The organism is uncultured Nitratireductor sp. (assembly GCF_913053745.1).
GTDB lineage: Bacteria > Pseudomonadota > Alphaproteobacteria > Rhizobiales > Rhizobiaceae > Nitratireductor.
The window spans coordinates 1-5,776 of sequence record NZ_CAJXGF010000216.1 but is presented as its reverse complement, the minus strand read 5'-3'; the positions used below and the strand labels follow the sequence as shown (position 1 = coordinate 5,776).

At 61.4% G+C, this 5,776-nt stretch carries 8 protein-coding genes; all 8 read right to left on the bottom strand.

The annotated features are described in order from the left end of the window. A partial coding sequence (gene ispH / locus QZ638_RS22145; protein WP_295814635.1) for a 4-hydroxy-3-methylbut-2-enyl diphosphate reductase occupies positions 1 to 651 on the bottom strand: 651 nt, incomplete at its 3' end. Between the two features lie 79 nt (positions 652 to 730). After that, positions 731 to 1,480 (bottom strand): SURF1 family protein, encoded by a 750-nt coding sequence (locus QZ638_RS22140; protein WP_295814633.1) that lies wholly within the window; start codon positions 1,478 to 1,480, stop codon positions 731 to 733. Further along, the gene (locus tag QZ638_RS22135) at positions 1,480 to 1,884 is read right to left on the bottom strand and encodes a DUF983 domain-containing protein (protein ID WP_295814637.1); all 405 of its coding nucleotides are present in this window, start codon (positions 1,882 to 1,884) and stop codon (positions 1,480 to 1,482) included. The genes QZ638_RS22140 and QZ638_RS22135 overlap by 1 nt, the downstream gene beginning before the upstream one ends. A 203-nt stretch (positions 1,885 to 2,087) precedes the next feature. Continuing rightward, positions 2,088 to 2,972 (bottom strand): cytochrome c oxidase subunit 3, encoded by an 885-nt coding sequence (locus tag QZ638_RS22130; protein WP_295814630.1) that lies wholly within the window; start codon positions 2,970 to 2,972, stop codon positions 2,088 to 2,090. Position 2,973: 1 nt separating this feature from the next. Further along, positions 2,974 to 3,591: a cytochrome c oxidase assembly protein gene (locus QZ638_RS22125; RefSeq protein ID WP_295814628.1), complete on the bottom strand. Its 618-nt coding sequence runs from the start codon at positions 3,589 to 3,591 to the stop codon at positions 2,974 to 2,976. An 8-nt stretch (positions 3,592 to 3,599) separates the two neighbouring features. Then, positions 3,600 to 3,755, bottom strand: coding sequence for a hypothetical protein (locus tag QZ638_RS22120; protein ID WP_295814626.1), 156 nt, complete (start codon positions 3,753 to 3,755; stop codon positions 3,600 to 3,602). A gap of 8 nt (positions 3,756 to 3,763) precedes the next feature. Continuing rightward, positions 3,764 to 4,702, bottom strand: coding sequence for a heme o synthase (locus QZ638_RS22115; protein WP_295814624.1), 939 nt, complete (start codon positions 4,700 to 4,702; stop codon positions 3,764 to 3,766). 84 nt (positions 4,703 to 4,786) lie between these two features. Next, positions 4,787 to 5,776 (bottom strand): cbb3-type cytochrome c oxidase subunit I (locus QZ638_RS22110; RefSeq protein ID WP_295814622.1); only part of this gene is annotated, 990 nt, incomplete at its 5' end.

The following is a 5,776-nucleotide window of genomic DNA, read 5'->3' as shown; positions in this document are numbered from 1 at the left end:
CGCCTCCTGGCGGTTCGTGGTGGCGTAGCAGATGGATTCGGCAGCCGGTGCGTGCAGATCCGGGAAACGCTCTTCGAGCGCCTTGAGAACCTCGGCCGTGTCCTCCACCGAAAGCGTGGTCTGGCTGACGAATCCCAGTTCGGCGCCGTGGGGGCGCTGCAGCGACTGGGCGTCCTCGACGGTTTCCACAAGGGTCACCGTTCCTTTCGGCAGTTGCCCCATCGTGCCGATCACCTCCGGATGCCCCGCATGGCCGATCAAAAGAACATGGCGGCCAAGCCGGTGATGGCGCATGGCCTGCTTGTGCACTTTGGAGACCAGCGGGCACGTCGCATCGAGATAGAAGAGATTGCGGTTCTGTGCGTCGGCGGGAACCGATTTGGGAACGCCATGAGCGGAAAAGACGACCGGGCAATCGCGGTGGTCCTCCGGAATCTCGTTCAATTCCTCGATGAAGGCGGCCCCGCGCTCCTGCAGGCCCTCGACCACGTAGCGATTGTGCACGATCTCGTGCCGCACATAGACCGGCGCCCCGTACTTCTTCAGAGCCAGGACGACGATCTGAATGGCGCGGTCGACGCCGGCGCAGAAACCGCGCGGCCCGCAAAGCCGCACCGTGAGCTTCTGTTTCGTCATGTCGGCAGCCGTCATTTGAAATCCCCTTGCTGGAGCCGGAATTGGGGGGTTGGAGCGCTCAATGTCAAGAGCGCGGGGCCGAGATCGCCAAGTTCTAGGAGTGTCGGCGGTTGCGCCGCCACCAGACGATCAGAACGCCGCAAAGCGCAACCGCAAGTCCATACCAGGTGATCGCGTATTGCAGATGGCTGTTCGGCAGATCGATCCGTGTCACCCCGCCCACGGGCAATCCGCCCGGATTGGGGGCATCGTCGGCGTCGACGTAGAACGGCAAGACGCGCGCGGCCTCCGGCAGTCCCGCCGTGTGCACCATCGTGTTCAGATCCTTCCAGTAGAAAATATTCTTCTCGATGTCGTTGTCGGGAACGATGAAGGAAGGTTTTTCGTCGATCCCGTTGCGGGCAAGCCCTTGGACGCGCACGCCGCCCACAACCTGGCCTTCCCCGCGCGTTTCCGCCTCCTTGCGGTCGAAAGGCACGAAACCGCGATTGACGAAGATGAAACGTCCGTCCGCAAGCCTGAGCGGCGTGTGAACGAAATATCCCGACTGGCCCTGCCAGGTTGCGAAATAGTGGCGCTCGCCGGCATGGCGGAAAGCGCCCTGTACCTGCACGGGACGGTATTCGACGTCTCCCGTCTCGGCATAAGCCCGTTCGATCGTCGTCAGGTCCACCGGTTCGGCGTTGATCCGCGTTTCGATCTGCGCGATCAGCGCTTCCTTCCATTGAAGACGCTTCACCTGCCAGGTGCCCAGCGCCAGAAGACAGGCAAGAACCGCAAGGCTCAAAAGCGCGAGCAGCCAGGTCAGGCTCGAACGGGAGGTCGTCGTTTCGGTTGCCACCATTATCGGTCGAGCTCCCCTTGAACGGCCTTGTTGCGATACTGCAGGGCGATGAGCAGCCCTTTCATGAGCCGCAATGCGATCGGGCACAGAACGAGCGCCAGCGGCACCCAGAGAAGGAAATGCACCCATAGCGCCGGCCCAAGCGAAACCTCCATCCACAGCGCCAAACCGACCACCAGGAAGCCGATGATCAGAATAACGAACACCGCCGGCCCGTCTCCGGCATCGGCAAAGCTGTAATCGAGCCCGCAATTGCGGCAGCCCTGTCCAACCGTCAGAAAGCCTGAGAAGAGCTGGCCCTTACCGCAGCCCGGGCAGCGTCCGACGAGCCCGGCACGGACCGGATCCACCGGCTGCTGCAAAACCGGTTCTTCAGCGCTCGTCCTCGTATCCGGCTCCGTCATACCCGCTCGATCAAGCTTCATCGTTTCAGGCCACAAACGACCCGTTCCTCCACACGTTCAACGCGCTCTAACACGATCGTCCCCGGGGGTCGACGTCGCGTCCTGCCGCAGCCGGCAGCATCCCCGGATAGGATCACAATGCGTCGCAAAAAAGAAAGCGGCCGGGTTTCCCCAGCCGCCTTGCTCGTTTTCAGGCCGTCCTGTCAGCCATGCGCGATGGTCGCACCCGCCGAGGCCCAGACATAGACGAACGTGAAGAGGAAGAGCCAGACCACATCGACGAAATGCCAGTACCAGGCCGCCGCCTCGAAGCCGAAATGCTGCTTGGGCGTAAAGTCGCCGGCCATGGCACGCAGCAGGCAGACCAGCAGAAAGACCGTGCCGACGAAGACATGGAAACCGTGGAAGCCGGTCGACATGTAGAAGGTCGCGCCATAGATCGAATCGGAGAAGGCGAACGGTGCGTGCATGTATTCATACACCTGAACGCAGGAGAACAGCGCGCCGAGCGCCACGGTCAGCACCAATCCCCAGACCAGCCCCTTGCGGTCGTCCTCGAGCAGCGCATGGTGCGCCCAGGTCACGGTCGTGCCCGAAAGCAGCAGGATGACCGTGTTGTAGAGCGGCAGGTGGAAAGGATCGAGAACCTCGACACCCTCGGGCGGCCACATACCGCCGGTGAACTCGGCACGCGTCGCCTGCACCGCCTCGCCCGGGAAGAGGCTGGCATCGAAGAACGCCCAGAACCAAGCCACGAAGAACATCAGCTCCGAAGCGATGAACATGATCATGCCGTAGCGCAAGTGGAGCGAGACGACACGCGTGTGATGGCCTTCATGGCCTTCCTTGATGGTATCGGCCCACCACGAATACATGGTGAAGAGCACCAGGAAGAGACCGATCAGGAACAACCAGAAATTGGTCGAGGCAAGGTTCACGCCAAAGATTGTGAACTCGGCACCGTTATGGGCTTTCATCCACGCAATGGCGCCGATGGACATGACCAGAGCGCCGAGCGATCCCAGGAAGGGCCAGGGGCTCGGGTCGATGATGTGATAGTCGTGATGTTTTGCGTGCGCGTCGGCCATGTCAGCCCCCGAGATTCTCGTTCTGATTGGTGTTGGTCTTGGGCGCGGTAGCCACCGGCGCCTTCTCCTCAAGCGGGAAGAATGTATAGGAAAGCGTGATAGTCTTCAGATTCTTCAGTTCAGGCACCTTGACGATCTCCGGGTCGACGAAGAACACGACCGGCATGTCATAGGATTGCCCCGGTTGCAACTCCTGTTCGGTAAAGCAGAAGCATTCAACCTTGTTGAAATAGGCCCCGGCCTGGGGCGGCGAAACGTTGAAGGTCGCCGTGCCCGAAGTGGGTTCGTTCGAAAGATTGCGCGAAACGTAGGAAATCTGCTTGGTCTCGCCGATCTGCATCGAGACTTCGCGCTGCTTCGGCCGGAATTCCCACGGCACGCCATTGGTGTTGGCATCGAAGCGCACTGTGATCGTCCGGTCGAGGATGGTGTCGGAATACTGCTCGACACGCTGCGTCGTGCCGCCATATCCCGTGACCTGGCAGAAAAGCTGATAAAGCGGCACGGCCGCGTAGGCCATGCCGACCATTCCCCCGACCACGGCAACGCACAGGATCGCGGCGTTGCGATTGCGGTTGCCGGCTGTCGTCGTTTTCCGATCCGTTGGTTCGCCGCTCATGTCACACCTCACATCGCACGATCGAACAGGCTCGGACCGAGCTTGGCCAGACTGCCGATATAGACGATCACGACGAATGCAGCGAGCGCAATGGCGAGTGCGATCGAGCGCTTGCGGCGCGCCTTGAGCTGAGCTTCGGTCGGTTTGACGAAATCCTTGTCCATCGGGAACCTCAGGAAACCAGGCCGAAGCCGGCAAGCAGCCGGTCGGCGAGAAGCGCCGTGAACAGAACGAACAGGTAGAGCAGCGAATAGCCGAACAGCGTCTTTGCCGGTTTCATGGACACATCGCTTTCCGGCATCCGCAGAACCTGCCAGGAATACCAGACGAAACCGCCCCCCAGGATCGTCGCGACGACACCGTAGGCGAGACCGGCAAACCCCATGACCGCAGGCAGGATGCCGCTCACGGCCAGAAGCAGCGCATAAACGAAAATCTGCGTCTTCGTCGCCGCGTGACCGGCCACATTGGGCAGCATCGGAATGCCCGCGCGCTCGTAATCGCCGGATTTGAAAAGCGCAAGCGCCCAGAAATGCGGCGGTGTCCACAGGAAGATGATGAGGAAAAGCACGAGGCCTTCAATGCTCACCGTACCGGTCACCGCGGCCCAGCCGACAACGGGCGGCAGCGCGCCGGCGGCACCGCCGATGACAATGTTCTGCGGCGTCGAGCGCTTCAGCCACATCGTATAGATCACGGCGTAGAAGAAAATCGTGAAGGCCAGCAGCGCGGCGGCCGTCCAATTGGCCATAAGGCCAAGCGTGCTCACCGAAAGCACGGACAGAATGAGCCCGAAAGACAAGGCTTCGCCCGGTGTGACACGGCCCGCAGGAACCGGCCGCCCGGCCGTGCGCCCCATCACCGCATCGATATCGGCATCGTACCACATGTTGAGCGCGCCGGAGGCCCCGGCACCCACGGCAATGGCCGCGAGAGAGATCATGGCAAGCAGCGGATTCGGCACGCCTGGCGCCATGGCCAGGCCGACAAAGGCGGTGAAAACGACGAGCGACATGACGCGCGGCTTCAGCAGCGCAATGAAATCGCCCGGCGCCGCCTCCGAAAGGCGGTAGCCCGTATCGTCCATATGCTCCTGTTCAACCAGCGCCATGTCGTGCCTTCGTTTCTTGAATTCGGCGGCGCGGCCCTAGAAAGAATGAGCCGCGCAACCTTGATGCATCCAATCCGCCAGAGATCAGCGAATCTTCGGCAATTGCTCCCACTGGTGGAAGGGCGGCGGCGAAGAAAGCTGCCATTCGAGCGTCGTCGCGCCCTCACCCCACGGGTTCGCACCGGCCGGGCGCTTCTTGGCGAATGCCTCGAACACGCCGTAAAGGAACACCAGCACGCCGATGGCCGCCAGATAGGAGCCGTAGGACGACACCATGTTCCAGCCCGCGAACGCATCCGGATAGTCGATGTAGCGGCGCGGCATGCCGGCCAGGCCCAGGAAGTGCTGCGGGAAGAAGATGACGTTCACGCCGATAAAGGTGATCCAGAAATGGATGCGGGCGATAAACGAGTTGTACATATAGCCCGTCATCTTCGGGAACCAGTAATACCAGGCGGCGAAGATCGCGAACACGGCGCCCATGGACAACACGTAGTGGAAGTGTGCGACCACATAATAAGTGTCGTGCATGGCCCGGTCGAGACCGGCATTGGCGAGCTGAACGCCCGTCACACCGCCGACGGTGAACAGGAAGATGAAGGCGATTGCCCAGATCATCGGTGTGCGGAACTCGATGGAGCCGCCCCACATGGTTGCGATCCACGAGAAGATCTTCACGCCCGTCGGAACCGCAATGACCATCGTCGCGAACACGAAGTAACGCTGCGTGTCGAGCGACAGGCCGGTCGTGTACATGTGGTGCGCCCACACGATAAATCCGACCGCGCCGATGGCGACCATGGCGTAAGCCATGCCGAGATAACCGAAAATCGGCTTCCTCGAGAATGTCGACACGATGTGGCTGACAATGCCGAAGCCCGGCAGAATCAGAATGTACACTTCCGGGTGCCCGAAGAACCAGAACAGGTGCTGGAAGAGGATCGGGTCGCCGCCGCCTTCGGGCGCGAAGAAGGTCGTGCCGAAATTGCGGTCGGTCAACAGCATGGTGATGCCGCCGGCCAGAACCGGAAGCGACAGGAGAAGCAGGAACGCGGTGATCAGCACCGACCATGC

Coding starts and splice junctions, on each gene's coding strand:
- QZ638_RS22125 (WP_295814628.1), bottom strand. CDS start 3,591: ATGAGCGGCGAACCAACGGATCGGAAAACGACGACAGCCGGCAACCGC.
- QZ638_RS22130 (WP_295814630.1), bottom strand. CDS start 2,972: ATGGCCGACGCGCACGCAAAACATCACGACTATCACATCATCGACCCG.
- QZ638_RS22115 (WP_295814624.1), bottom strand. CDS start 4,702: ATGGCGCTGGTTGAACAGGAGCATATGGACGATACGGGCTACCGCCTT.
- QZ638_RS22140 (WP_295814633.1), bottom strand. CDS start 1,480: ATGGTGGCAACCGAAACGACGACCTCCCGTTCGAGCCTGACCTGGCTG.
- QZ638_RS22135 (WP_295814637.1), bottom strand. CDS start 1,884: ATGACGGAGCCGGATACGAGGACGAGCGCTGAAGAACCGGTTTTGCAG.
- QZ638_RS22120 (WP_295814626.1), bottom strand. CDS start 3,755: ATGGACAAGGATTTCGTCAAACCGACCGAAGCTCAGCTCAAGGCGCGC.